26 protein-coding genes and 1 tRNA gene are annotated in these 24,337 nt (G+C 55.1%); 3 read left to right on the top strand and 24 right to left on the bottom strand.

Going from position 1 to position 24,337, the window contains the following annotated elements; genetic code table 11:
• Positions 1-8: 8 nt before the first annotated feature.
• Complete coding sequence (locus E6W33_RS15265) at positions 9-875, bottom strand: alpha/beta hydrolase (protein WP_136418176.1); 867 nt, start codon at positions 873-875, stop codon at positions 9-11.
• Between the two features lie 111 nt (positions 876-986).
• Between E6W33_RS15265 and E6W33_RS15260 the strand changes: the two genes are divergently transcribed.
• Positions 987-1,781, top strand: coding sequence for a 3-hydroxybutyrate dehydrogenase (locus E6W33_RS15260; protein ID WP_282183702.1), 795 nt, complete (start codon positions 987-989; stop codon positions 1,779-1,781).
• A 103-nt stretch (positions 1,782-1,884) separates the two neighbouring features.
• Here the strand turns inward: E6W33_RS15260 and E6W33_RS15255 are convergent, their stop codons facing one another.
• Together E6W33_RS15255 and E6W33_RS15250 are read right to left on the bottom strand one after the other, a co-directional pair.
• The gene (locus tag E6W33_RS15255; protein WP_136418175.1) at positions 1,885-2,538 is read right to left on the bottom strand and encodes a 3-oxoacid CoA-transferase subunit B; all 654 of its coding nucleotides are present in this window, start codon (positions 2,536-2,538) and stop codon (positions 1,885-1,887) included.
• Positions 2,539-2,552: 14 nt separating this feature from the next.
• Positions 2,553-3,251 carry a CoA transferase subunit A gene (locus E6W33_RS15250; RefSeq protein WP_136418174.1) on the bottom strand — a complete coding sequence of 233 codons (699 nt, stop codon included), beginning with the start codon at positions 3,249-3,251 and terminating at the stop codon, positions 2,553-2,555.
• 133 nt (positions 3,252-3,384) lie between these two features.
• Between E6W33_RS15250 and E6W33_RS15245 the strand changes: the two genes are divergently transcribed.
• Positions 3,385-3,945 (top strand): PAS and helix-turn-helix domain-containing protein, encoded by a 561-nt coding sequence (locus tag E6W33_RS15245; RefSeq protein WP_136418173.1) that lies wholly within the window; start codon positions 3,385-3,387, stop codon positions 3,943-3,945.
• 14 nt (positions 3,946-3,959) lie between these two features.
• Here E6W33_RS15245 and E6W33_RS15240 read toward each other — a convergent pair whose 3' ends face one another.
• Together E6W33_RS15240 and E6W33_RS15235 are read right to left on the bottom strand one after the other, a co-directional pair.
• Positions 3,960-4,367, bottom strand: coding sequence for a thioesterase family protein (locus tag E6W33_RS15240; RefSeq protein WP_136418172.1), 408 nt, complete (start codon positions 4,365-4,367; stop codon positions 3,960-3,962).
• A gap of 59 nt (positions 4,368-4,426) precedes the next feature.
• The gene (locus tag E6W33_RS15235) at positions 4,427-5,203 is read right to left on the bottom strand and encodes an SDR family oxidoreductase (RefSeq protein ID WP_136418171.1); all 777 of its coding nucleotides are present in this window, start codon (positions 5,201-5,203) and stop codon (positions 4,427-4,429) included.
• A gap of 165 nt (positions 5,204-5,368) precedes the next feature.
• Here E6W33_RS15235 and E6W33_RS15230 point away from each other — a divergent pair, with 165 nt between their 5' ends.
• Positions 5,369-7,057, top strand: coding sequence for an electron transfer flavoprotein-ubiquinone oxidoreductase (locus E6W33_RS15230; RefSeq protein WP_136418170.1), 1,689 nt, complete (start codon positions 5,369-5,371; stop codon positions 7,055-7,057).
• 49 nt (positions 7,058-7,106) lie between these two features.
• Here the strand turns inward: E6W33_RS15230 and E6W33_RS15225 are convergent, their stop codons facing one another.
• The 19 genes from E6W33_RS15225 to tpiA form a co-directional block, all read right to left on the bottom strand.
• Positions 7,107-7,661 (bottom strand): NUDIX hydrolase, encoded by a 555-nt coding sequence (locus E6W33_RS15225; RefSeq protein WP_136418169.1) that lies wholly within the window; start codon positions 7,659-7,661, stop codon positions 7,107-7,109.
• Between the two features lie 66 nt (positions 7,662-7,727).
• The gene (locus tag E6W33_RS15220; protein ID WP_136418168.1) at positions 7,728-8,033 is read right to left on the bottom strand and encodes a DUF2818 family protein; all 306 of its coding nucleotides are present in this window, start codon (positions 8,031-8,033) and stop codon (positions 7,728-7,730) included.
• Between the two features lie 24 nt (positions 8,034-8,057).
• Complete coding sequence (gene nuoN, locus E6W33_RS15215) at positions 8,058-9,542, bottom strand: NADH-quinone oxidoreductase subunit NuoN (protein ID WP_136418167.1); 1,485 nt, start codon at positions 9,540-9,542, stop codon at positions 8,058-8,060.
• A 112-nt stretch (positions 9,543-9,654) separates the two neighbouring features.
• The gene (locus E6W33_RS15210) at positions 9,655-11,145 is read right to left on the bottom strand and encodes an NADH-quinone oxidoreductase subunit M (RefSeq protein ID WP_136418166.1); all 1,491 of its coding nucleotides are present in this window, start codon (positions 11,143-11,145) and stop codon (positions 9,655-9,657) included.
• A gap of 27 nt (positions 11,146-11,172) precedes the next feature.
• Positions 11,173-13,221 carry an NADH-quinone oxidoreductase subunit L gene (gene nuoL / locus E6W33_RS15205; RefSeq protein WP_136418165.1) on the bottom strand — a complete coding sequence of 683 codons (2,049 nt, stop codon included), beginning with the start codon at positions 13,219-13,221 and terminating at the stop codon, positions 11,173-11,175.
• A 26-nt stretch (positions 13,222-13,247) separates the two neighbouring features.
• Positions 13,248-13,556 carry an NADH-quinone oxidoreductase subunit NuoK gene (gene nuoK / locus E6W33_RS15200; protein ID WP_136418164.1) on the bottom strand — a complete coding sequence of 103 codons (309 nt, stop codon included), beginning with the start codon at positions 13,554-13,556 and terminating at the stop codon, positions 13,248-13,250.
• Positions 13,557-13,570: 14 nt separating this feature from the next.
• The gene (locus tag E6W33_RS15195; protein ID WP_136418163.1) at positions 13,571-14,212 is read right to left on the bottom strand and encodes an NADH-quinone oxidoreductase subunit J; all 642 of its coding nucleotides are present in this window, start codon (positions 14,210-14,212) and stop codon (positions 13,571-13,573) included.
• A gap of 45 nt (positions 14,213-14,257) precedes the next feature.
• On the bottom strand, positions 14,258-14,746 hold the full coding sequence (nuoI, locus tag E6W33_RS15190; protein WP_136418162.1) for an NADH-quinone oxidoreductase subunit NuoI: 489 nt from the start codon (positions 14,744-14,746) through the stop codon (positions 14,258-14,260).
• Positions 14,747-14,765: 19 nt separating this feature from the next.
• The gene (gene nuoH / locus E6W33_RS15185) at positions 14,766-15,833 is read right to left on the bottom strand and encodes an NADH-quinone oxidoreductase subunit NuoH (RefSeq protein ID WP_136418161.1); all 1,068 of its coding nucleotides are present in this window, start codon (positions 15,831-15,833) and stop codon (positions 14,766-14,768) included.
• Positions 15,833-18,169: an NADH-quinone oxidoreductase subunit NuoG gene (nuoG, locus tag E6W33_RS15180; protein WP_136418160.1), complete on the bottom strand. Its 2,337-nt coding sequence runs from the start codon at positions 18,167-18,169 to the stop codon at positions 15,833-15,835. Before nuoG ends, nuoH begins: the two co-directional genes overlap by 1 nt.
• A 47-nt stretch (positions 18,170-18,216) precedes the next feature.
• Positions 18,217-19,512 (bottom strand): NADH-quinone oxidoreductase subunit NuoF, encoded by a 1,296-nt coding sequence (gene nuoF, locus E6W33_RS15175; protein ID WP_136418159.1) that lies wholly within the window; start codon positions 19,510-19,512, stop codon positions 18,217-18,219.
• Positions 19,509-20,000: an NADH-quinone oxidoreductase subunit NuoE gene (gene nuoE / locus E6W33_RS15170; RefSeq protein WP_168798660.1), complete on the bottom strand. Its 492-nt coding sequence runs from the start codon at positions 19,998-20,000 to the stop codon at positions 19,509-19,511. The genes nuoF and nuoE overlap by 4 nt, the downstream gene beginning before the upstream one ends.
• A gap of 23 nt (positions 20,001-20,023) precedes the next feature.
• Entirely contained in the window at positions 20,024-21,277 is a 1,254-nt protein-coding gene (locus E6W33_RS15165) for an NADH-quinone oxidoreductase subunit D (RefSeq protein ID WP_136418157.1), read from the bottom strand.
• The gene (locus E6W33_RS15160) at positions 21,277-21,873 is read right to left on the bottom strand and encodes an NADH-quinone oxidoreductase subunit C (protein ID WP_136418156.1); all 597 of its coding nucleotides are present in this window, start codon (positions 21,871-21,873) and stop codon (positions 21,277-21,279) included. Before E6W33_RS15160 ends, E6W33_RS15165 begins: the two co-directional genes overlap by 1 nt.
• A gap of 21 nt (positions 21,874-21,894) precedes the next feature.
• Positions 21,895-22,371 (bottom strand): NADH-quinone oxidoreductase subunit B, encoded by a 477-nt coding sequence (locus tag E6W33_RS15155; RefSeq protein WP_136418155.1) that lies wholly within the window; start codon positions 22,369-22,371, stop codon positions 21,895-21,897.
• Positions 22,372-22,374: 3 nt separating this feature from the next.
• On the bottom strand, positions 22,375-22,734 hold the full coding sequence (locus tag E6W33_RS15150; RefSeq protein WP_136418154.1) for an NADH-quinone oxidoreductase subunit A: 360 nt from the start codon (positions 22,732-22,734) through the stop codon (positions 22,375-22,377).
• A 99-nt stretch (positions 22,735-22,833) separates the two neighbouring features.
• Positions 22,834-22,918 (bottom strand) — tRNA-Leu (locus tag E6W33_RS15145).
• Between the two features lie 76 nt (positions 22,919-22,994).
• Positions 22,995-23,405, bottom strand: a complete 411-nt coding sequence (secG, locus tag E6W33_RS15140; protein ID WP_136418153.1) for a preprotein translocase subunit SecG — start codon at positions 23,403-23,405, stop codon at positions 22,995-22,997.
• A 40-nt stretch (positions 23,406-23,445) separates the two neighbouring features.
• A complete protein-coding gene (gene tpiA, locus E6W33_RS15135) occupies positions 23,446-24,192 on the bottom strand; it encodes a triose-phosphate isomerase (protein WP_136418152.1) in 747 nt (248 codons plus the stop codon).
• Positions 24,193-24,337 lie beyond the last annotated feature (145 nt).

Raw genomic sequence — 24,337 nt, 5'->3', positions numbered from 1 at the left:
AATCCGTGTTACTGGAGTAAAAACTCTTTCACGAAATTGATCTGGTCTGCGTGCACGAAGGTGGGTGCATGTCCGACGCCGGGGATCTCGACCAGTTTCGCTTTCGGTCCGCGCGATGTCATCGCTTGCGCGGTCTCGTGCGTTAGCAAGTCGGATTGCGCGCCACGCACCACAAGGGTTGGACAGGAAATGGCATCGTACATCGCCCACAGCACTGTCTCCATCTGGCGAATACTTTCCGGCGTTGGCGCCTTGATCGTGGAAGCGAGGCCGGGATCATAATTTCGGATCCATTGACCATCCTTATCCTGCTTCAGCACATCGGCAGCAAGCTTGTTCCATTCCTCATCGGTATGCGGGCCGAACGGCAGTGAAATTTCCCTGATATAGTGCGCCGCCTCATCGAAGGTCTTGAAACGAACCGGTTCCCCGATATAAGTTCCAATGCGCGCCAGCGCCTCCGGATTAAGCGATGGGCCGACATCATTCAGGACAAGTTTGCGGATCGGAGTGTCTTGCAGCGAAGCCAGGCCCATTCCTATCAAGCCCCCCATCGATGTCCCCAACCAGTGCACCGTTTCCGCATCGAGGCGTGCAAGCAAAGTCACCATGTCGCTGACGTATTGCGGAACCTGATAATGCTGTGGATCGCGTAACCAACCGGAACGCCCTCGGCCGACGACGTCCGGGCAGACCACCCGATATTCCCCGCACAATTCCCTCGCCAGATTGTCAAAATCATCGGAGACGCGAGTGACTCCATGCACACAGACGAGCACTTTCGCATTTCTCTCGTCGCCCCATTCCTTGTAGGCCATTTTATGCAGGCCGGATGGGGACAGGCATTGCAGCGATTTAATCCGATGTTGAGTCATTTTGTCGGGTATCAGCAAATCCGATTGTCATTCGCACATTTTACTGGTCGTTCCGCTTAAAATCCTATCTAAGTTTGTCGCAATTCCAAATTTCATTCGAAGAGGGACATCATGCAAGGCAATATGCACAAAGGGAAGACTGCGCTCGTCACCGGATCGACATCCGGCATCGGCTTGGGAATTGCCCGAACATTCGCTTCCCAGGGCGCAAACATCGTCTTCAATGGTTTCGGAGATGCCAAGGAAATCGAGGCTCTGCAAGCCGGTGTCAGGGACGACTTTGGCGTGCAGACTGCCTATCACAATGCAGACATGTCCAAGCCCGCGGAAATCGATGCCATGATGAAGTTCGCCGCAGAACGCTTCGGCGGCGTCGATATCCTGGTCAACAATGCCGGGATTCAGCACGTTGCGAACATCGAAGATTTCCCAATCGAGAAGTGGGATGCAATCATTGCAATCAATCTGAGTTCAGCGTTTCACACGACGCGGCTTGCACTGCCTGCAATGAAGGCCAGAAACTGGGGCCGCATCATCAACGTCGCGTCAGTGCATGGACTGGTCGGCTCGGCGCAGAAATCGGCCTATGTGGCGGCCAAGCATGGCATCGTCGGCTTCACCAAGGTTACCGCACTCGAAACCGCGCATACGGGCATTACCTGCAACGCGATCTGCCCAGGCTGGGTACTCACTCCGCTGGTGCAAAAACAGGTCGATGCGCGCGCTTCGCAGCAAGGCATATCAAATGAGGAAGCCAAGAAGAGCCTGCTGCTGGAAAAGCAGCCCTCGGGTGAATTCGTCACGCCAGAGCAACTTGGCGAACTCGCACTGTTTCTTTCCAGCGATGCGGCCAGTCAGGTGCGCGGTGTTGCGTGGAACATGGATGGCGGTTGGGTTGCACAATAGGGGTTATCCTTGGGCATCGGTCGGTGGGACTCATCGCCGATTGATGCCCGGGACAAATAGAAACGGCGCTCGAAAGCGCCGTTTCTATTTGCAGAAGCCGACTTTAGTGCACGGCGCTCACATCCAGTTCCGCACCTGTCTTCTCAATGATTTCTTCCTTCGTTACACCAGGTGCAAGCTCGATCAACTTCAAGCCGTTTGCCCCGACGTCGATAACGCCAAGATCGGTAATGATGCGATTGACCACGCCGACACCCGTCAGCGGAAGATCGCACTTCTTCAGTATCTTGTGTGATGTCGATCCATCCTTGGCCTTGGCAACATGCTCCATCAGGACGACCACGCGGCCAACGCCGGCGACCAAGTCCATCGCGCCACCCATGCCCTTGACCATTTTTCCCGGAATCATCCAGTTCGCCAAGTCACCCTTCTCGCTCACCTGCATTGCGCCGAGAATCGCGATATTGATCTTGCCGCCACGGATCATTGCAAACGAATCCGCCGAACTGAAGAAGGACGATCCACGTAGTGCCGTGACCGTCTGCTTCCCGGCATTGATCAGGTCCGGATCGACTTCGTCATCGGTGGGGAACGGGCCGATACCCAGCAAGCCGTTTTCCGACTGCAGCCAAACTTCAATGTCCTTCGGCACGTAATTGGCAACCAGCGTCGGCAAGCCAATACCGAGATTCACGTAAAAGCCGTCCTGCAGTTCCTTCGCCGCGCGCGCGGCCATTTCATCACGAGTCCATGCCATGTTCGTTCTCCGTATTACTTTGCACGCGTAGTGCGTTGTTCGATGCGCTTTTCCGGCGTTGCATTGACAACAATGCGGTGCACGAAAATACCCGGGGTATGGACTTGATCGGGATCAATCTCGCCGGCCTCAACCAGCTTCTCGACCTCGACCACCGTGATCTTGCCCGCCATGGCAATGTTCGGATTGAAGTTGCGTGCAGTCTTGCGAAATACCAGGTTGCCCACCTTGTCGGCCATATAGGCCTTCACCAGCGAGACATCGGCGACGAGGGAGCGCTCCATCACGTACTGGTGGCCGTCGAATTCGCGCACTTCCTTGCCCTCGGCGACGATCGTGCCGACGCCGGTCTTGGTGAAGAATGCGGGAATGCCTGCACCGCCGGCGCGCAACTTCTCGGCCAAGGTGCCTTGCGGCGTGAATTCCAGCTCGAGTTCACCAGCCAGATACTGGCGTTCGAACTCCTTGTTTTCACCCACATAGGATGAAATCATTTTCTTGATCTGACGGGTCGACAGGAGCTGGCCCAAGCCGAAACCGTCGACGCCTGCGTTGTTGGAAATCGCCGTCAGGTTCTTCACGCCGGAATCGCGAAGAGCCTCGATCAGTGCCTCGGGAATGCCGCACAGTCCGAAGCCGCCGACGGCAATCGTTTGGCCGTCCTTGACAATGCCAGCCAGAGCACTGGCGGCATCAGGATAAACTTTATTCATTCCGACCCTCTTCTTGTGTAAAGTGCCCCTAAAAAGGCTGTTGTAATGTGCCTGTCAGCATAAGATGCTGGACTACACCATGCAATACCGTAAAAATACGAATTTTTGCCATAAAAAGGCCACCCGATAGCCTATGAGCGCACCCTTGACGATAGACTACCAGACGATCTTTCAGCATGCGCCGGTGGGTATGTGCGTATCGCAGCACAGGGTAATACACGCATGCAATGATGCGCTCGCAGAAATGTTCGGCTATCGGCCCAGCGAGCTGGTTGGCCAATCTTTTCGCGTACTCTATCCGACGCTCGACGAATTTGAACGCACGGGGGCCCGTATCGTTCCTATCATGAGCGCGAAGGGCTACTATTCCGACGAGCGGATCATGAAGCGCGCCAATCAAGAGTTATTCTGGTGCCATGTCAGCGGCCGCTCCTTGATCCACGATGACCCGCATGCGGCCGGGATCTGGACTTTCGAGGATCTCAGCGCGAAACGTCCGGTTACGGCGGAGCTGACGCCTCGCGAACGAGAAATTGCTGCATTGCTGGTCGAAGGAAAAACCAGCAAACTGATTGCGCGTCAGATCGGGCTGAGTCCACGAACCGTGGAAATGCACCGCGCAAAGCTCATGCGGAAATTTTCGGCAGCGACCTCAAGTGAACTGGTGCACCGCCTGATGGGTGTGACCGGCTGATTCAGCCGCTGAACTTATGTTGCCAAGAGATGGAGAATGCGCTCCGGCAAAGGCACGGATTTTTCCTGCGAATAATTGATCCACACAACCTTCGCGCCACCCGACGCAGCAAGCACCTCCGGTTGATCGACCCGCCGGATTTCCTGAATCGTTTCGAAGCTGGATCGCCCTGGTGGACCGACAAAGGTCTGAACCTCGATATCCCCTGGGTATTTCAGTTGCTTGATGAAAGTGCAGTGCGCATTGATGATCACCGGGCCTTCCCCGCTCGCGTCAGGTCCGCATCCCTGTTCGGTGAACCACTCGATACGCGCTTGTTCAAGATAGCGAAAATAAATCGTGTTGTTGACATGTCCCATCGCGTCCATGTCTCCCCAGCGAATCGGAATGCGCAATGTATGAACGAGCTTATTGTGGGTCATAGGAAATCAGGCTTGATGCTGGATGGCCGCCGCCGGCGCGGCGGCTTGAATGCATGGGCTCAGTAGACGCTCATTCCGTCGTCGGCGGTAACGATGGCACCATTGATGAAATTCGACTCGTCGGATGCCAGCAAAAGCAGCAAGCCATCGAGGTCTTCCGGTTTGCCGAGACGCTTGCGCGGCAACATGTTGATCAGGTTGCGGCCCTGCTCGGTTTCGAAATGCTCGGCATTGATTTCGGTGCTGATATAGCCGGGACAGATCGCATTGACGTTGATGCCATAGCGCCCCCACTCCACCGCCATCGATTTCGTCATGTGCACCACCGCCGCCTTGCTCATGCAGTAGATCCCGATTTGCGGTAGTACACGCAGGCCGGCCACCGAAGCAATGTTGATGATTCTATGCTGCTTCCTCGGATCACCCTTGGCGCGTGCGATCATGCGTTTTGCGGTCTCCTGCGCGACGAAGAAGGCGCCGCGCTGGTTGGTGTCCATGACGAACGCATAGTCCTCCGGCGTGACATCGACCAGACGCTGGGTGGTTGAAACCCCCGAGTTATTCACCAGAATATCGATCGGGCCCGCTTCCGTCTCCGCGTGAGCAATCGCGGACTTGATGCTGGAGTAATCCGTGACGTCCAGCGCCACCACATGCGCGGCGCCGCCGGATGCCTCGATCTCGGCGCGCAACTCCTTCAGGCGATCTACCCTGCGCGATGCGAGCACAACCTGGGCACCGGCCTCAGCGAGCACCTTCGCGAACCGCGCGCCAAGACCACTTGATGCACCGGTAATCAATGCGATCTTCCCCTCAAAATTGACTTCGATCCCCACTTGTATCTCCAAAGTTTGTCATGCAATTTACTGTGCTGCCCCCGTCGGACACATTATCATTACACGAAAGTGCAATGATTAGAGTGACGTATCTAGCATTCTCATTCAAAATCCACGACAATTAGCACGTTCGTTCGATAATTTTATTTTACCGTGGGGAAGACCATGACGCAGACCCAAAATCTGATAGAACAATACGGCCCGCGAGAAGCGATGGAATACGACGTCGTCATCGTAGGCGCCGGTCCCGCCGGCTTGTCGGCCGCGATTCGGCTGAAGCAACTGGCGGCAGAAAAAGGCAGGGAGGTTTCTGTCTGCGTGCTGGAAAAAGGCGGTGAGGTCGGTGCCCATATCCTTTCCGGTGCCGTGATGGACCCGATTGCAATGAACGAGCTGTTCCCGAAGTGGAAAGAAATGGGCGCGCCGCTGAATCAGCCCGTCACCGCCGATGACATCCTGACCCTAACGGAAACCGGCGCCTCTCGCATCCCCGACTGGCTGGTGCCGCGCAATTTCCATAACCACGGCAACTACGTCGTTGCCCTTGGCGCACTTGTCAAATGGCTGGGACAACAGGCTGAAGCGCTTGGCGTCGAAATTTTCCCCGGCTTCCCTGCTGCCGAAGTCCTGTACGACGACAAGGGTGCAGTCAAGGGCGTGGCCACCGGCAATATGGGCATCGGCAAGGACGGCGAACCAACTGAAGCCTTCCAGCTCGGCATGGAATTGCTTGGCAAGTACACCCTGTTTGCAGAGGGCGCCCGAGGTCATCTCGGCAAGCAATTGATTGCCAAGTACAAGCTCGACGCAGGGAAGGATCCACAAAGTTTCGCCATCGGCATCAAGGAGTTATGGGAAATTGATCCAGCCAAGGCCAAGCCGGGGCTGGTGGTCCACACTGCCGGCTGGCCCATGGATCCGCATACTTTCGGTGGCGGATTCCTCTATCACCTGGAAGACAACAAGGTCACGCTCGGCTTCGTCATCGGCCTGGATTACAAGAATCCATGGATGAGCCCGTTCGAGGAAATGCAGCGCTGGAAGACACACCCGAGCATCCGCGCTCAGCTTGAGGGTGGCAAGCGTATCAGCTATGGTGCACGTGCAATCAACAACGGTACGCCGCAGGCGCTGCCTAAACTCATCTTCCCGGGCGGCGCGTTGCTGGGGTGTGATGCAGGCTTCTTGAACGCCGCGCGCATCAAGGGCAGCCATACCGCGATCAAGAGCGGTATGCTTTGCGGCGAGGCGGTCTTCGAGGCAGTGACCGCAGGTCGTGCCGGTGATGAATTGGTTGCGTATCCCCAGGCCTATGAAAATAGCTGGCTGGCCAAAGAACTTGATGAAACCCGCAACTTCAAGAACTGGTTCAAGAAGGGGCCACTCATTGGACAGCTGATGACGGGGATCGAACAATGGTTTCTGCCCAAGATCGGTGTCAAGAGCCCGCCGTGGACCCTGCACCGTGACAAGCCGGATCATACCTATCTGCTGCCAGCCGACCAGTGCCCGAAGATCGAATATCCCAAGCCCGACGGCAAACTTACGTTTGATCGCCTCAACAGCGTCTTCGTCAGCAATACCAATCACGAAGAAAACCAGCCGGCGCATCTGACCTTGAAAGACGCATCGGTGCCGGTGAAGATCAATCTGGCGAAATTTGCCGGGCCCGAAGGCCGCTATTGCCCGGCTGGCGTGTACGAGTTTGTGAAAACGGATGCCGGAGAGGATCGCCTGCAAATCAATGCGGCGAACTGCGTTCATTGCAAAACCTGCGACATCAAGGATCCGACGCAAAACATCGTATGGGTTACGCCGGAAGGTGGTGGCGGCCCGAATTATTCAAACATGTAATAAAAAAAGAGCCGCAATCGCGGCTCTTTTTTTATGTCGGACAAAACCATCAAGACTTCCACTCGCCGCTCAGAATCTTCTCCAGCCAGAACGCCCCAATCACGGTCTTAACGTCAGTAAGTTTTCCCTCGCGAATCCAGCTCAGCATTTCCGGCACAGTCGCGGTAAAGGTCTCCAGAAATTCTCCGTCATCGAGCTTCCGCTCCCCAGCCACAAGCCCTCGGGCGAGGAAGATATCGAGATGCTCATCCGAATACGCAATCGCATTATGGATTGTGCATACAAACTGCCAGTCCGTGGCGGTATATCCGGTCTCCTCCTGAAGTTCGCGCTTGGCACACACCAGAGGGTCTTCATCGGGATCAATTTTCCCAGCCGGAAATTCAATAAAAACCTTGTTCAAAGGATAGCGGAATTGCCGCTCCAGCAGGACTGTTCCGTCGTCCAACAGCGGCAGGATGACGACCGCGCCAGGATGCTTGATGTACTCCCTCTTCGAATCCTTTCCGTCGGGCAGGCGCACGGTGTCGCGCTGCACTTTCAGGAAATGTCCTTCATAGGCGAGTTCGCTATCGACTTGATGTTCTTTCAGGTGCAGATCCACGGCCATACTCCAATACGTTGAATGCACCTATTTTACTGTGTGGCGCCCCTCCACCATTACAGCAAATCAACCGTGTCGCTTACGCAAGTATCGGAATACGAAACCTGGATATGCCAGCACAATGAAGAAACAGATCGTAATCGCGTAAAACTCCCAGTGCTGGGAGAACGCATTACCAATTCGCTTCTCCAGCAATAATGCAAAACCGAGGACGAGGAAGTAGAGGACAAGCAGCTCCAACAATCGTAGCCAAAACGGCTTGCGAGAAGAGCCAATCGGGATAAGAGCAAAAAGCCGCTCGTTTAGAAAAGGCAAGTTGGCGGCAAGCGCCGCCAACAAGATTACAAACCAACTCGCGAGAGAAACATCCACCGAAAAGATGAATCCGGATAGGGATTAAGCCGCGAGCGTCTTCACGATGGTTGTTGCGCACAAAGCCATCAGCGGCCCCGGCAACACACCGAGAACGAGAACAGCGATACCGTTCACGCTCAAGGCGAAGCGCATGTCTGCGGGGGCGACGATCTGCGCCGTATCGACCGGCTCATCAAAGTACATTGCCTTGACCACACGCAGGTAATAGAAGGCACCAATCAGCGACAGCAACACGGCAAGGACTGCCAGCCAAACCTGACCAGTCCCCAGTACCGCTTGCAATACCGCCAGCTTTGCATAGAATCCGACGGTCGGAGGAATGCCGGCGAGCGAGAACATCAGGATCAGCATCACAAATGCAAACCATGGGCTACGCTGATTCAGTCCTTTGAAGTCGTCGATATTCTCGGCCTCAAAACCCGAGCGGGCGAGCAGCATGATCGCGCCGAAAGTGCCTAACGTCGTGAGAACGTAGGTGATCGAATAGAACAAGGCAGAGCTGTATGCGTTGCCAGCGGGAGCAACATCACCATTCACCACGCCCGACAACATGCCAAGCAACATGAAGCCCATCTGACCGATTGTGGAATACGCCAGCATGCGCTTCAAGTTCGTCTGCACGACCGCAGTAATATTACCGATCGCCATCGACAACACCGCAAGAACGGTAATCATCTGCTGCCAATCAATCGCCAGCGGGAACAGTCCCTCAACCAACAGGCGGATCGTGATCGCAAACGCTGCAAGCTTCGGTGCGCCGCCGAGAAGGAGAGTCACAGCCGTAGGTGCGCCCTCATACACATCGGGCACCCACATATGGAACGGGACAACACCAAGTTTGAATGCCAGACCAGCAACGACAAACACCACTCCGAACACAAGCACGGTCTTGTTCACAGTACCGGATGCTGTTGCCTTGGCCACTTCGGTCAAATCAAGCGAGCCTGTGGCGCCGTACAGCATCGACAGACCGTACAGCAGAAACCCGGACGCCAGCGCGCCCAGAATGAAGTACTTCATGGATGCTTCAGTCGATACCGAATTGCCGCGACGCAGCGCCACCAGCGCATACAAGGACAAGGACATCAGTTCCAGGCCGAGATAGATGATCAGGAAGTTATTCCCAGAGATCATCACCATCTGTCCAAGCAAGGCAAACAGTCCGAGCACATAGAATTCGCCGCCGAGCGTACCGCCCAGCATTCCCCTGTCGGTCGCATACTGACGCGAGTAAATGAGCGTAATACCCACAGCAACATACGAGAAGATCTTCAGGAGGTTCGACATCGGATCCGACACAAACATGTTGTGGAATGTGTAGGTTGTCGCCCCGCCGAAGTCAGCAACGTTTAACGCGATGCAGACAATGAGCGTCGCAATCGTCAGACCATAGGTGATATGTCGCTTAGCGTCCGCCAGGAACATGTCAATCAGCAGAATTGCCGAGGTTGCGATCAGCAGAAAAATTTCCGGATAAGCCGGCACCAGATTCATCATGTTATTCATGTTGTCACTCTTAAGCCCCGCAGAAACCGCCTGAGCCGTTTCCGTCTAAACGTCCCCTCACGCATGAATGAGAAAGGGGACGGGTGTGAGGGATGCCTCCACGTATTTCGTTTCAGTTCAACTTGGATATCGCGACGTGCTTGAGCAAATCATCGACCGAAACCTGCATCACATCAGTGAATGGCGCAGGATACAAGCCCATTACCAGCACAGCGATCGCCAGCAGGCCCAGCATGACGAACTCGCGGCTACTGAGATCCTTCAACTTGGCAACATGGTCGTTGGCGACGGCGCCAAATATCACCCGTTTCACCAGCCAGAGAGAATAGGCTGCGCCCCAAATCAAGGCTGTGGCAGCAAGTATCCCGATCCAGAAATTAAACTTGACCGTGCCAAGAATTACCATGAATTCACCGACAAACCCGGAAGTCGCCGGGAGCCCGCAATTCGCCAAGGAGAACAGCACAAAAAAGGTGGCGAATCGCGGCATCGTGTTGATCACACCGCCGTAGTCGGCAATCTGACGCGAGTGCATGCGGTCATACAACACGCCAATGCAAAGGAACATCGCGGCGGATACGAAGCCGTGCGAGATCATTTGCACGATACCACCCTGCACCGCCATCTCGTTAAATACGAAGAAGCCCAGCGTGACGAAGCCCATGTGCGCAATCGACGAGTACGCAACCAGTTTCTTCATGTCTGCCTGCACCAACGCGACGAGACCGATGTAGATGACCGCAATCAGCGACAAGGTAATGATGAAACCCGACAATGAATGGCTCGCGTCTGGAGCGATCGGCAAGGAAAACCGCAGGAAACCGTAAGCACCGAGCTTCAGCATGATAGCTGCCAGCACCACCGAACCACCCGTAGGCGCTTCCACGTGCGCATCGGGCAACCATGTATGCACCGGCCACATCGGCACCTTGACTGCAAATGCCATCAGGAAGGCAAAGAAGATCAAGATCTGCACATTCAAGGGCAGTGGCAGTTTATGCCATGCCAGGATGTCGAAGCTGCCGCCCGATTTGAAGTAAAGGTACAAAAGCGCAACCAGGGTGAGCAAGGAGCCCAGCAAAGTGTAGAGGAAGAACTTGATCGCGGCGTACACGCGGTTCGCGCCGCCCCACACACCGATGATGATGAACATCGGAATCAGCGTCGCCTCGAAGAACACATAGAACAGCAAGCCATCCAGCGCGCAGAACACACCAATCATCAGCCCGGAGAGGATGAGGAATGCACCCATGTATTGCGCGACGCGCTTCTCGATGACTTCCCAGCCAGCGATCACGACAATAATTGTGATGAAAGCCGTCAGCAATACGAACCAGATCGATATGCCGTCGATGCCGAGGAAGTAATTGACATTGAACCGCTCGATCCATGCTGCTTTCTCGACAAACTGCATGCCATGCGCGGCCTTGTCGAACTGCTGAATCAAAGGCAGCGTGACAAGGAAGCTGATGATTGAGCCCAGCAGCGAAACGGCTCGCACCAATGCTGGGTTGTCATCACGGCCAAATGCCAGGACGAACAGGCCGAACGCGATTGGGCACCAGATCGCGAGGCTCAGAAGAGGAAAAGTTGACTGCATCATGATTGTTTTTTGCTTTACTTCGCCAACTTATTTGGCAAATGTCGGGAACGGCATGAAATAAATCAGGAAGAACAACACGCCGAGAATCATTACAAATGCATAGTGATAAATGTAACCGGTCTGGAAATGGCGAATCAGCGCCGCAAACCAGCCCACCAGCTTGGCACTGCCGTTGACGATCAGCCCGTCGATCAACCCCCGATCACCAACATTCCACAGGCCACCGCCTAGTACGCGAGCTCCCTTGCCGAACACCACCTCGTTGAACTTGTCCATGTAGTACTTGTTGTCGAGGATAGTGTAGATGCCATGGAACTTCTTATAGAACCATGCCGGCACCTTCGGATTGATCATGTAGCAGTAGTACGACGAAACGACGCCAGCCAATGCCAGCGCAAAGGGCAGCGAGGTAAATGCATGCACACCCATTGCCCACGCGCCATGGAATTCCTCGGCGAGTTCTTTCATCGCGTGATGCGATTCGCTAACGAAAATCACATCCTTGAAGAAGTCACCGAACAGCATCGGGCCGATGGTGATGAAACCAATGACCACCGATGGAATCGCCAGCAGCATCAGCGGCACAGTCACAACCCAGGGCGCCTCATGTGGTTTCTGTCCCGGCGCGAGGCCGTGATGATGTTCATCGCTGTGCTCATCGTGACTGTGATTCTGGTGTTCGTCGTGGTGCGGCTTGCCAAAACGTTCTTCTCCATGGAACACCAGGAAATACATCCGGAAGGAATAAAACGCGGTGACGAAAACGCCTGCCAGAACTGCGAAATTGGCAAAGCCTGCACCCGCAATATGGGTTGCATGCACGGCCTCGATAATGCTGTCCTTCGAGTAGAAGCCGGAGAAGAACGGCGTGCCGATCAAGGCCAGCGAGCCCAGCAAAGAGGTAATCCAGGTAATCGGCATGTACTTGCGCAAACCGCCCATGTTGCGGATATCCTGATCATGATGCATGCCGATAATCACGGCACCGGCGCCAAGGAACAGCAGCGCCTTGAAGAAGGCGTGCGTCATGAGGTGGAACACGGCGACCGAATAGGCCGAGGCACCCAATGCAACCGTCATGTAACCGAGTTGCGATAAGGTCGAGTACGCAACGACGCGCTTGATGTCGTTCTGGATGATGCCAAGGAAACCCATGAACAGGGCTGTAATCGAGCCGATCACGAGGACGAACGAAAGCGCCGTGTCAGACAGTTCAAACAGCGGCGACATGCGTGTCACCATGAAGATGCCGGCGGTCACCATGGTTGCCGCGTGGATCAGTGCGGAGATTGGTGTCGGACCTTCCATGGAATCGGGGAGCCAGACATGCAGCGGGAACTGTGCCGATTTGCCCATCGCTCCAATGAACAGGCAAATACAGGCCACCGTCAGCAGCATCCAGTCGGTGCCGGGCAGCGTAAGCTTTGCCAGCTCTGCCTTCTTCGCGAATACTTCCCCGTAGTTCATCGAGCCTGCATAGGCCAGCAGCAAGCCAATTCCAAGAATAAAACCGAAGTCGCCAACACGGTTGACCAGGAACGCTTTCATGTTGGCGTAGATCGCCGTCGGTCGGGTGTACCAGAAACCGATCAGCAGGTACGAAACAAGACCAACCGCTTCCCAACCGAAGAACAGTTGCAGGAAGTTGTTGCTCATGACGAGCATGAGCATCGAAAAAGTGAAGAGAGAGATATAGGAGAAGAAACGATTGTAGCCTTCGTCTTCCGCCATGTAACCGATCGTATAGATATGCACCATCAGCGAGACGAAGGTAACCACACACATCATCATCGCCGTCAGGCTGTCGACCAGGAAGCCAACCTCCATCTTCAGGCCCATGACCGTCATCCAGTTATAGACAGTCCCGTTATAGGTAGTACCATCCATCACTGCGAGCAGCGTCTGGAAGGAAATGATGAAGGCGACCAGTACGCCCAGAATCGTGACCGAATGCGACGCGGTACGACCGATCTTGTTGCCGAAAAATTTGGTTCCAAACAGACCTGCGATCGCAGAGCCCGCGAGAGGTGCCAACGGCACAGCCAATAAAACGTTAGGGTTGAGTTGCCCCGCCATGATGGACCTTATCGTTATTTTTGTGGTTAACCTTTGAGAGCATCGAGATCTTCGACATTGATGGTGTCCAGATTACGGAACAGAACCACCAGGATGGCGAGACCAATCGCGGACTCCGCGGCAGCCACAGTAAGGATGAAGAAAACGAAAATCTGCCCAGCCGCATCGCCGAGATAGTACGAAAAGGCGATGAAGTTCATGTTGACCGCGAGGAGCATCAATTCGATTGCCATCAACAACACGATGATGTTCTTCCGGTTCAGGAAAATCCCGACGATGGAGATCGCAAACAGGATTGCTCCCAGGATCAAGTAGTGTGCAAGCGATAAAGCCACGGTGCTTCCCCTAATTATTTTTCTGCTGCCGAGGCAGCCGGTTGCACTTTTGCGTTCGCACGCTCGGATTCGGCCTTCATGCGAACGATACGCAGACGGTCGCTACTCTTGACCTTGACTGCGGCAGCCGGGCTGAAATACTTGATGTCCTTGCGACGACGCAGGGTTAATGCGACTGCGGCGACGATGGCGACCAGAAGCACAACCGCGGCAATTTCAAACGCGTAGATGTATTGGGTGAAAATGAGTTTGCCCAATTCCTTGGTATTTCCGATGTTCGCCGCCGCTGCCGGAACTTGCGCTTCGGGCGCCCAGAAGCCGTGGAGCAGAACAGCCGACATCTCCAGCACGATCACGACGCCAATCGTTGCTGCCAACGGAAGGTATCCCCAGAATCCCTCGCGCAGCTTGTCCATGTTGATCTCCAGCATCATCACCACGAACAGGAAGAGCACCATTACTGCACCGACATAGACCAGGACCAGTACGATGGCCAGGAATTCAGCTTTCAGGAGCAGCCATATCGCAGCACCGGAGAAGAAGGACAAGACCAGAAACAGCGCGGCATGCACCGGGTTCCGGTCCGTGATAACGCGTATTGCGGCGATCACCAGGATCGCTGAAAACGCGTAGAACAAGGCAGTTTTAAATTCCATAATGGACCAAGTGAGTCAGCTTAATGCGGGCCAGATCAGGCAAAATCAACGATATGCGGCATCGGATGCGCGCGCCGCGGCAATATCCTTTTCATATCGATCGCCAATCGCGAGCAACATCTCTTTCGTGTAGTAGAGGTCGCCGCGCTTTTCGCCGTGATACTCCAGGATGTTGGTCTCGACAATCGAATCGACCGGGCAAGACTCCTCGCAGAATCCGCAGAAGATGCACTTGGTCAGATCGATGTCATAGCGCGTCGTACGGCGCGTACCATCATCGCGCTCCGTCGATTCGATCGTAATCGCCATCGCCGGACATACTGCCTCGCACAATTTGCATGCAATGCAGCGCTCTTCCCCATTCGGATAGCGGCGCAACGCATGCAGCCCACGAAAGCGTGGCGACATGGGCGTTTTCTCCTCGGGATATTGCACCGTAATCTTGCGCTCGAACATGTAGCGTCCGGTCAACGCCAAGCCTTTTAGCAGCTCTCGGAGCATCAGGCTGCTGAAAAAATCTTTAATGGCTTCCATCTTGATCAGCCTCTATTCTTTACTTCCAAATATTCCACGGTGACTGAATCCAGGCAGCCACGATAACCAGGTAAGCGAGTGTCAGCGGAATGAACACTTTCCAACCCAAACGCATAATCTGATCGTAGCGATACCGCGGGAATGATGCGCGTGCCCAGATGAACATCGATACGACCACAAAGGTCTTGATGCCTAACCAGATCCATCCCGGGATCCAGCTCAGGAATGATGCCGGCGCCGCCCATCCTCCCAGGAACATGAGCGAAGCAACGATCGAGATCAGGATCATGTTCGCGTACTCGGCCAGGAAGAACATCGCGAACGACATGCCGGAATATTCGACCATGTGACCTGCGACGATTTCTGACTCGCCTTCAACCACGTCAAACGGGTGGCGGTTGGTTTCAGCAATCCCTGAAATCACGTAGATCACGAAAATCGGCAGCAACGGCAGCCAGTTCCATGAAAGGAAGCCAAGTCCCTTGTCAGCAAAATACCCTTTGCTTTGCGCCATCACGATATCAGTGAAATTCAGGCTGCCAGAAACCATCAGCACGATCACCAGCGCGAAGCCCATCGCAATTTCGTATGACACCATTTGTGCCGAGGCGCGCATCGCACCCAAAAAGGCGTACTTCGAGTTGGATGCCCATCCTGCAATGATGACACCGTACACTTCCATTGAGCTGATTGCCATGAGGAGCAGCAGGCCGGCATTGACGTTGGCCAGCACAGTCTCCGGCCCAAACGGAATCACGGACCAGGCGGCAAGCGACGGCATGATCGTCATTACGGGAGCAATCACGAACAAGGCCTTGTTGGCACGCGTCGGAACAACGATCTCCTTCATCAACAACTTTACCGCGTCCGCGATCGGCTGCAGCAGGCCAAGCGGACCAACGCGGTTCGGCCCGAGCCGGATATGCATCCAGCCGATCATCTTGCGTTCCCATAGCGTGAGATAAGCGACCAGTCCCATCAGCGGCGCAACCAGCACGACGATCTTGACCAGGGTCCAGATGAGCAGCCAAGCTCCGCCGAACAGATTTTGTCCGTTCGTATTTATGGTCAGGAGCAATTGGTCCATTACGCTTTCTCCACACTGATTGCACCGAACATTCCGCCAAGGTGTGCCGTTGCTCCATGGCCTGCGGAGACTCGCACGACGTTTTCAGGCAACCTTGCGTCGATCGCAGCGGTCAGGACTGCGGAGCCCTTCCCTTGCGTTACTTTTACCTGTGCGCCTTCGTTCACACCCAGCTTTGCTGCCAATACTGTGGAAAGCGACGCCTTCGGCGCTTGCGCGTCGGTTGTCATTTGCAAGGATTCGGCCCGGCGCACGATGGCATCCGTGAAATAGATCGGCACGTCTGCAATGCGCTCAACTTGTGTGGGTGCTGCCGACATTGCCGCTTGCGGCTGCGCGTTCACAAGGTTGTTGAGACGCGGTTTGAGATCTGCTTCTTCAGCAGTCTTGGTTCCGAGCAGTTCGACTCGGATCTCTTCTGATGTCTCGTAGTTGAAGCCAGGAATATCGAGCATATTGCCCAGGACACGCAGTACTTTCCATGCCGGCCGCGTTTCGCCCAGCGGCTTCACGGCCCCATTGAATCCTTGCGCACGACCCTCACAGTTCACGAAGGTGCCGGAAGTTTCCGAGAATGGCGCAACTGGCAGCAGAACATCAGCATAATCGGCACCATGCTTGAAAGGCGACATGACGACGACCATCTCGGCCTTTTCCAACGCAGCGCGAGCTGCTTGCGGATCATAACTGTCGAGCTCGGGCTCGGCATGCAACAGCACGTAGGCTTTACGCGCTTGTGCAAACGCTTCAACTGCGTTGGCACCTTTGCCCGGTATCGCGTTTGCGAGATAGCCACCCACAGTATTCGCTGCTTCAGTCAGATAGCCAAATTTGGCATCGGTATTCTGCGCAATCCACTGTGCTGCGGCATGCAATTGAGATGCCTGAGGATGTTGAGCTGCCGCATTGCCAAGGACGACCGCTTTCTTGTCACCCGACAGCATGCTTGCCGCAATACCCTTCGCCACTTCGCCCGGGGCAATCTTATCGAAACCGGCAGGTGCGGCGACACCTTTTGCCTGGGCGATCGCAGCGATAACTTCACTCAATCCGGACATCCAGTCAGATGGCGCCTTGATCATCCGGTTTGTAATCGGCATCAGAAGGTCATCGTCGCTGGCATGCAGAATGCTGACGTTCGTGCCCCGCTTTGCAGCGTGGCGCAGACGAGCGGTGAGCAGAGGATGGTCCTTGCGCAAGAAGGAGCCGATGACAAACGCACGGTTAAGCTGACCGAATTCTTCGATCGACATGCCGAGCCACGGTACGAGTTTGCCATCCAGCGAAAAATCCGATTGGCGCAGACGGAAGTCAATGTTATCCGAGCCTAGCCCGCGAACCAGTTTCTGCAGCAGAGAGAGTTCTTCCAGCGTAGAGTATGGGGCAGCCAAGGCGGCGATTGCGTCGGCCCCGTGTTCCTGGCTGACACCCTGAAGTCCGCGTGCAACGTATTCAAGCGCAGTCGGCCAGTCAGTTTCAAGCCACTTTCCATCCTGCTTGACCATCGGAACAGTCAGGCGCTCCGCGCTATTCAGGCCTTCGTAGGCGAAGCGGTCCTTGTCGGACAGCCAGCATTCGTTCACCGATTCGTTTTCCAGTGGGAGAACGCGCATCACTTTACCGGCCTTGACCTGAACGATCAGGTTTGCGCCGAGCCCATCATGCGGACTTACCGAGCGGCGACGAGACAACTCCCATGTTCGTGCGCTATAGCGGAAGGGCTTAGAGGTCAATGCACCAACCGGGCACAAGTCGATCATGTTGCCGGACAACTCGGAATCGACTGTCTTACCGACAAAGCTTGTAATTTCAGAGTGCTCGCCGCGGTTCAGCATGCCGAGTTCCATGACGCCGGCGATTTCCTGCCCGAAGCGTACACAGCGGGTGCAATGGATGCAACGCGCCATCTCCTTCATCGAAATCAGCGGACCGGCATCCTTCGGCACCACAACGCGCTTCTCTTCCTGATATCGCGAAGCCGATGCACCGTAACCGACGGCCAGATCCTGCAACTGGCACTCGCCACCCTGGTCACAGATGGGGCAATCGAGCGGGTGGTTGATCAGCAGGAACTCCATGACGCTTTTCTGCGCATTGATTGCCTTGTCGCTGCTGGAGCGCACAACCATGCCATTGGTCACCGGTGTTGCACATGCGGGCAAGGGCTTCGGTGCCTTTTCAACTTCAACCAGACACATGCGGCAGTTCGCCGCGATGGACAGTTTCTTGTGATAGCAAAAATGCGGGATGTAGGTACCAAGCTTGTTGGCAGCGTCCATCACCATGCTGCCTTCTTGCACCTCGACTTTTTTGCCGTCAATTTCGATTTCAACCATGGCTCTGTTTTATGCCGTAGGGCGCGCTTGTATGCGCACCGGATTTATTAAACGTAAGCAGGAACGATGCAGCGCTTATGCTCGATGTGATATTCAAATTCCTTGCGGAAGTTCTTCACGAATGCACGGACGGGCATCGCGGCCGCGTCGCCGAGTGCGCAAATCGTGCGCCCTTGAATGTTGTCAGCAATCGAGTTCAGCATATCGAGATCATCCGCACGCCCTTGGCCGTGCTCGATGCGATGCACCATCCGATACAGCCAGCCCGTACCCTCACGACAAGGCGTGCACTGGCCGCATGACTCTTCGAAATAGAAGTACGACAGGCGCAGCAAAGACTTGACCATGCAACGCGTCTCATCCATCACGATGACCGCACCGGATCCGAGCATCGATCCCGCCTTCGCGATCGAGTCGTAATCCATGTCTGTATTCATCATGACGTCGCCGGTCAGCACCGGCATGGACGAGCCGCCTGGTATAACCGCCTTAATCTTCTTGCCATCGCGCATACCGCCGGCAAGCTCAAGCAATTTGGCGAATGGCGTGCCAAGCGGGACTTCATAGTTACCCGGCCGGGCAACGTCGCCGGACATCGAGAAAATCTTGGTGCCGCCGTTATTTGGCTTGCCCAGTCCGGCGTAAGCTTCGCCGCCCATGCGCATGATGAACGGCACGGCCGCGAAGGTCTCCGTGTTGTTAATGGTCGTCGGCTTGCCGTATAAACCGAAGCTAGCCGGAAACGGCGGCTTGAAGCGCGGTTGACCTTTTTTGCCTTCGATGGATTCAAGCAGGGCTGTTTCTTCACCGCAGATATAGGCGCCGTAGCCATGGAACGCATGCAACTGGAAGTTGAATTCGCTCCCCATGATCTTGTCGCCGAGAAAGCCCGCCGCGCGCGCTTCCTCCAGCGCCTCTTCGAAACGCTGATATTCGGCCCACACTTCGCCGTGGATGTAGTTATAGCCGACAGTAATACCCATCGCATACGCACCGATTGCCATGCCTTCGATGAGCGCATGCGGGTTGTAGCGGATGATGTCGCGATCCTTGAATGTGCCCGGCTCGCCTTCGTCCGTATTGCAGACGAGGTATTTTTGGCCCGGGAACTGGCGCGGCATGAAACTCCACTTCAGGCCAGTCGGGAAACCTGCGCCGCCGCGACCGCGAAGGGACGAAGTCTTCAATTCAGCAATCACCTGTTCCGGCGCAATCTTTTCGGTCAGGATGCGCTTCAATGCCTCATAGCCGCCACGCTTCACGTAGTCGGCCAGGTGCCAGTTCTTGCCGTCCAAGCCCGCCAGAATAAGCGGGTTGATATGACGATCATGCAGGCAGGTCATTTCTTCAGTTCCTCCACCAGCGCATCGATCTTTTCATTCGACATGTGGCTGCACATGCGCTTGTTGTTCACCAGCATGACCGGTGCGTCGCCGCAGGCGCCCATGCACTCGCCCTCGATCAGGGTGAACTGGCCATCGGCCGTGGTTTCCTTGTAGTCAACGCCGAGCTTTTGCTTTAGATAGTGCGCTGCGCGCTCGCCACCGGACAAAGCGCAGGGCAAATTGGTGCACACGGAGATCTTGTGCTTGCCGGTCGGCTTGGTGTTGTACATGTTGTAGAACGTGGCGACCTCTTGCACGGCAATTGCTGCCATGCCGATGTAATCAGCGATGTCCTGCATTACCTCCGGCGAAAGCCAGCCCTTTTCATCCTGCGCAATTGCGAGTGCTGCCATGACGGCAGACTGCCTTTGATCAGCAGGAAATTTCGCGAGTTCGCGATCGATTTTTTTGTACGCTTCTTGACTTAACAGCATATTGTCGGCCATCCGTGCGCAATGTTCCGCGCGGTTTATCGGTCAATTTCACCAAACACAATGTCCAGCGAACCAATGATCGTCACTGCGTCCGCGATCATGTGGCCCCTTGCCATTCCATCCATGCCTTGCAAGTGCGCGAAGCCAGGCGCGCGAATCTTCATTCGGTAAGGTTTATTTGCACCGTCTGAGATCAGGTAGACACCGAATTCACCCTTCGGGTGTTCGATACCGACATAGGCCTCGCCTTCCGGCACGTGGAATCCTTCGGAAAAGAGCTTGAAGTGATGAATCAGCTCTTCCATGTTGGATTTCATGTTCACGCGTGACGGCGGAGCCACCTTGTGGTTATCCGTCATCACTGGGCCTGGGTTGTTTCGCAACCATTCGACGCACTGCTTGATGATGCGGTTCGATTGACGCAACTCCTCGACACGCACGAGATAGCGATCATAAGAGTCACCGTTCGTGCCGACCGGGATGTCGAAGTCGAGCAGGTCATACACGGCGTAGGGCTGCGTCTTGCGCAAGTCCCACTCGATACCGGATCCACGCAGCATCGGACCGGTAAAGCCCATCGCCTTCGCATACTCGGGAGAGACGACGCCCACGCCGACCAGTCGCTGCTTCCAGATGCGGTTGTCGGTCAATAGCGTCTCGTATTCATCGACGTAGCCGGGAAAGCGATTCGTGAAGTCTTCAATGAAGTCCAGCAAGGAGCCCTGGCGGCTTTCGTTCAGCTGCTTGATCGCCTTTTCACTACGAATTACCGACGGCTTGTACTGCGGCATCACATCCGGCAAGTCGCGATAGACTCCACCCGGACGATAGTATGCAGCGTGCATGCGCGCGCCGGACACCGCCTCATAGCAATCCATCAGATCTTCACGTTCGCGGAAGGCGTACAGGAATACGGCCATCGCGCCTACGTCCAGACCATGTGCGCCAATCCAAAGCAGGTGATTGAGAATACGGGTGATCTCATCGAACATGACTCGGATGTACTGGGCGCGCAATGGCACTTCAATACCGAGCAGCTTTTCGATCGCCAGCACGTAGCCGTGCTCATTGCACATCATCGACATATAGTCGAGACGGTCCATGTACGGGACGGACTGCAGGAAGGTCTTCTGCTCGGCGAGCTTCTCGGTAGCACGATGCAGCAGACCGATATGCGGATCCGCACGCTGAATAACCTCACCATCCAGTTCGAGCACAAGGCGCAACACACCGTGTGCAGCGGGATGCTGCGGACCAAAGTTCAGGGTGTAATTCTTGATCTCAGCCATTATTTCATCCCGTATTTTTCTTCGCGAATCACCCGCGGAATGATTTCACGCGGCTCGATCGTCACGGGTTGGTAAATCACGCGTTTCTGTTCAGGGTCATAGCGCATTTCGACATACCCGGACACCGGGAAGTCCTTGCGGAATGGATGGCCGATAAAGCCGTAGTCGGTGAGGATGCGACGGAGGTCGCTGTGACCTTCGAACAGGACGCCGAACAGGTCAAACGCTTCACGTTCATACCAGTTGGCAGAGGGCCAGATATCTGTGACCGAAGATACGACCGGCAGTTCGTCATCCGGGGCGAACACGCGCACCCGAACCCGCCAATTATGCGCGATCGACAGAAGATGGGACACGACGGCAAAACGCGCCCCTTCCCAACTGCCGTCGCCATATGTTGAATAGTCGACGCCGCACAGATCGATCAGCTCTTCAAAACGCAGATCAGCATGATCACGCAAGACACGCATCGCCGACAGATAATCGTCCGCACCAACAACCACCGTCACCTCACCTACTGCGACAGTCAGGCTCCGGAGCTGGCTGCCGAGCGCATTGCGCAGGGCAGCTTCGAGAGTTTCAATTTTTGTGGTCATATCTTTGCCTAAGCGACCCGTTTAGCGTGCAATCGTGTTGGTTCGCTTGATCTTGTTTTGCAGCTGCATGATGCCGTAGATGAGAGCCTCTGCCGTAGGCGGGCAGCCCGGGACATACACATCAACAGGAACGATACGGTCGCAACCGCGCACGACCGAGTATGAGTAGTGGTAATAGCCGCCGCCATTGGCGCATGTGCCCATCGAGATAACCCAACGCGGCTCGGCCATCTGATCGTAGACCTTCCGCATCGCCGGGGCCATTTTGTTGCACAAGGTACCTGCAACAATCATCACGTCGGACTGACGAGGGGACGGGCGGAACACAACACCGAAACGATCCAGATCATAACGTGATGCGCCGGCATGCATCATCTCAACCGCACAACAAGCCAGACCGAACGTCATTGGCCACAACGAGCCGGTACGAGTCCAGTTGATCAGCTTGTCCGCTGTGGTCGTGACAAAGCCTTCGTTCAATACACCTTCAATAGACATGACTTACTCCCAATCCAGAGCACCACGCTTCCAGATGTACCAGAACCCGACGATGAATTCGGCGATAAACACCATCATCGTGACGAAGCCCTGCCATCCGAGGTCGCGCATTGCAACACCCCACGGGAAGAAAAATGCGGTTTCCAGATCGAACAAAATAAACAGGATCGCAACCAGGTAGTAGCGCACGTCGAACTTCATGCGCGCGTCACCAAACGCTTCAAATCCGCACTCGTACGGAGAAAGCTTGTCAGCGTCAGGCTTATGCGGAGCCAGCACGCGACCGAGAATCTGCGGCAAGACGCCAACGCCAATACCGACAAGAATAAAAAGAAGGACAGGGAAATAATTTTCGAGGTTCACGATGTGGGCCGGATGTTGGTTAATTGAGTGATTTGCAAATCAAACCAAGATTCCTCGATAAAAAGCCAGCTTGGGGATTGCCCTTGCTGGCCTTATGATTGGTGCCGACGGCGAGACTCGAACTCGCACAGCTTTCGCCACTACCCCCTCAAGATAGCGTGTCTACCAATTTCACCACGTCGGCTGAATGAGGTCGTATTCTACTCTGCTTTGGGGCATTTGTTCAACGCACAATTGCTCCAAATCAAAACGATCTTCAATTATTTTGGTATTTGATTTGCCTGCCCGGCGCCTCCCGCCGGCGCAGTAGTCGATGATGCAGCAGCACCTTGTGCAGGCGCTTTGTCATTCGTCGCCGGAGCAGGCGTCGCCGGCACAGTAGCAGTCGGCGCAGAAGGAAGCTTTTCCATCACGCCCGCACTGACTCCAGTACGCTTGTTACCGACGAATGCAAGAGCCAAGGTGGCACTGAAAAAAATCGCCGCAGCCACCCCGGTTGACTTCGAAAGAAAGTTGGAGGAACCCGTTGCGCCGAACAAACTTCCCGAGGCTCCCGAGCCGAATGCAGCGCCCATGTCTGCACCCTTCCCGTGCTGAAGCAGAACAAGACCGATAATCGCAATCGCGGCCAACACTTGCACGACAACGATGACTGTGAACAAAGCGCTCATTAAGTAATTTCCAATCTAAGGTTAAATCTCTGCCAGCCGCTCACACAGCCTGGATAATCGCGAGAAAATCTGCTGCCTTTAATGATGCACCGCCAATCAGGCCGCCATCGATATCAGGCATCGTCAGCAGTTCGCGCGCATTGTCGGGCTTCATGCTGCCGCCGTAGAGGATTTGCACTGACGTCGCCGCTGCAGCGTTTTTAGCCGCGAGCCTTGAGCGCAGCATTGCATGGACGTCTTGTGCCATCTGAGGTGTGGCGGTCTTACCCGTACCGATTGCCCACACCGGCTCATATGCAACAACGATCTTGTTGACATCGCCTGCGTCGAGGGCACCAAGGACAGCATCGATTTGCGCACCCACTACAGCATCGGTTTGACCTGACTCGCGTTCGGCCAGCGACTCGCCGACGCAAATAATTGGCGTCAACCCAGATTTGATTGCGCTGCCCGTTTTTTGGGCAACCAATGCATTGCTTTCGCCATGATAGGATCGGCGCTCCGAGTGTCCGACGATGACATACGTGCAGCCAAAATCACGCAACATTGCACCAGACACTTCGCCGGTATATGCACCGGACTCATGCACGGAGAGATCCTGACCACCCCAGGCAACCAGGCTACCGGCCAACTCGACTTTGCATTGAGCAAAATACGGCGCAGGAACGCAAACCGCCACGGCGCAAACCGGCTGGTTGATCCCGGCCTTGATTCCATCCAGCAAAGCAGCGTTGGCAGCAAGGCTGCCATTCATCTTCCAGTTACCGGCGATAAGTTTGCGTCGCATAAGAGTCTAGAAATTCAATAACCCTTGATTCTAACGCGCCGTACCATCGCCGGTCAAACTTGCGTGACTAGGTATGACCAGTCACACCTAGTCGATGTTCCGTAAATCGGTCCATTTTTTGCCGAGCAAAGCCGCGCATCAGGAG

Source organism: Herbaspirillum sp. ST 5-3, assembly GCF_004804275.1.
GTDB lineage: Bacteria > Pseudomonadota > Gammaproteobacteria > Burkholderiales > Burkholderiaceae_D > Noviherbaspirillum.
The sequence above is the reverse complement of the archived record's forward strand: the minus strand, read 5'-3'. Positions and strand labels throughout refer to the sequence as shown.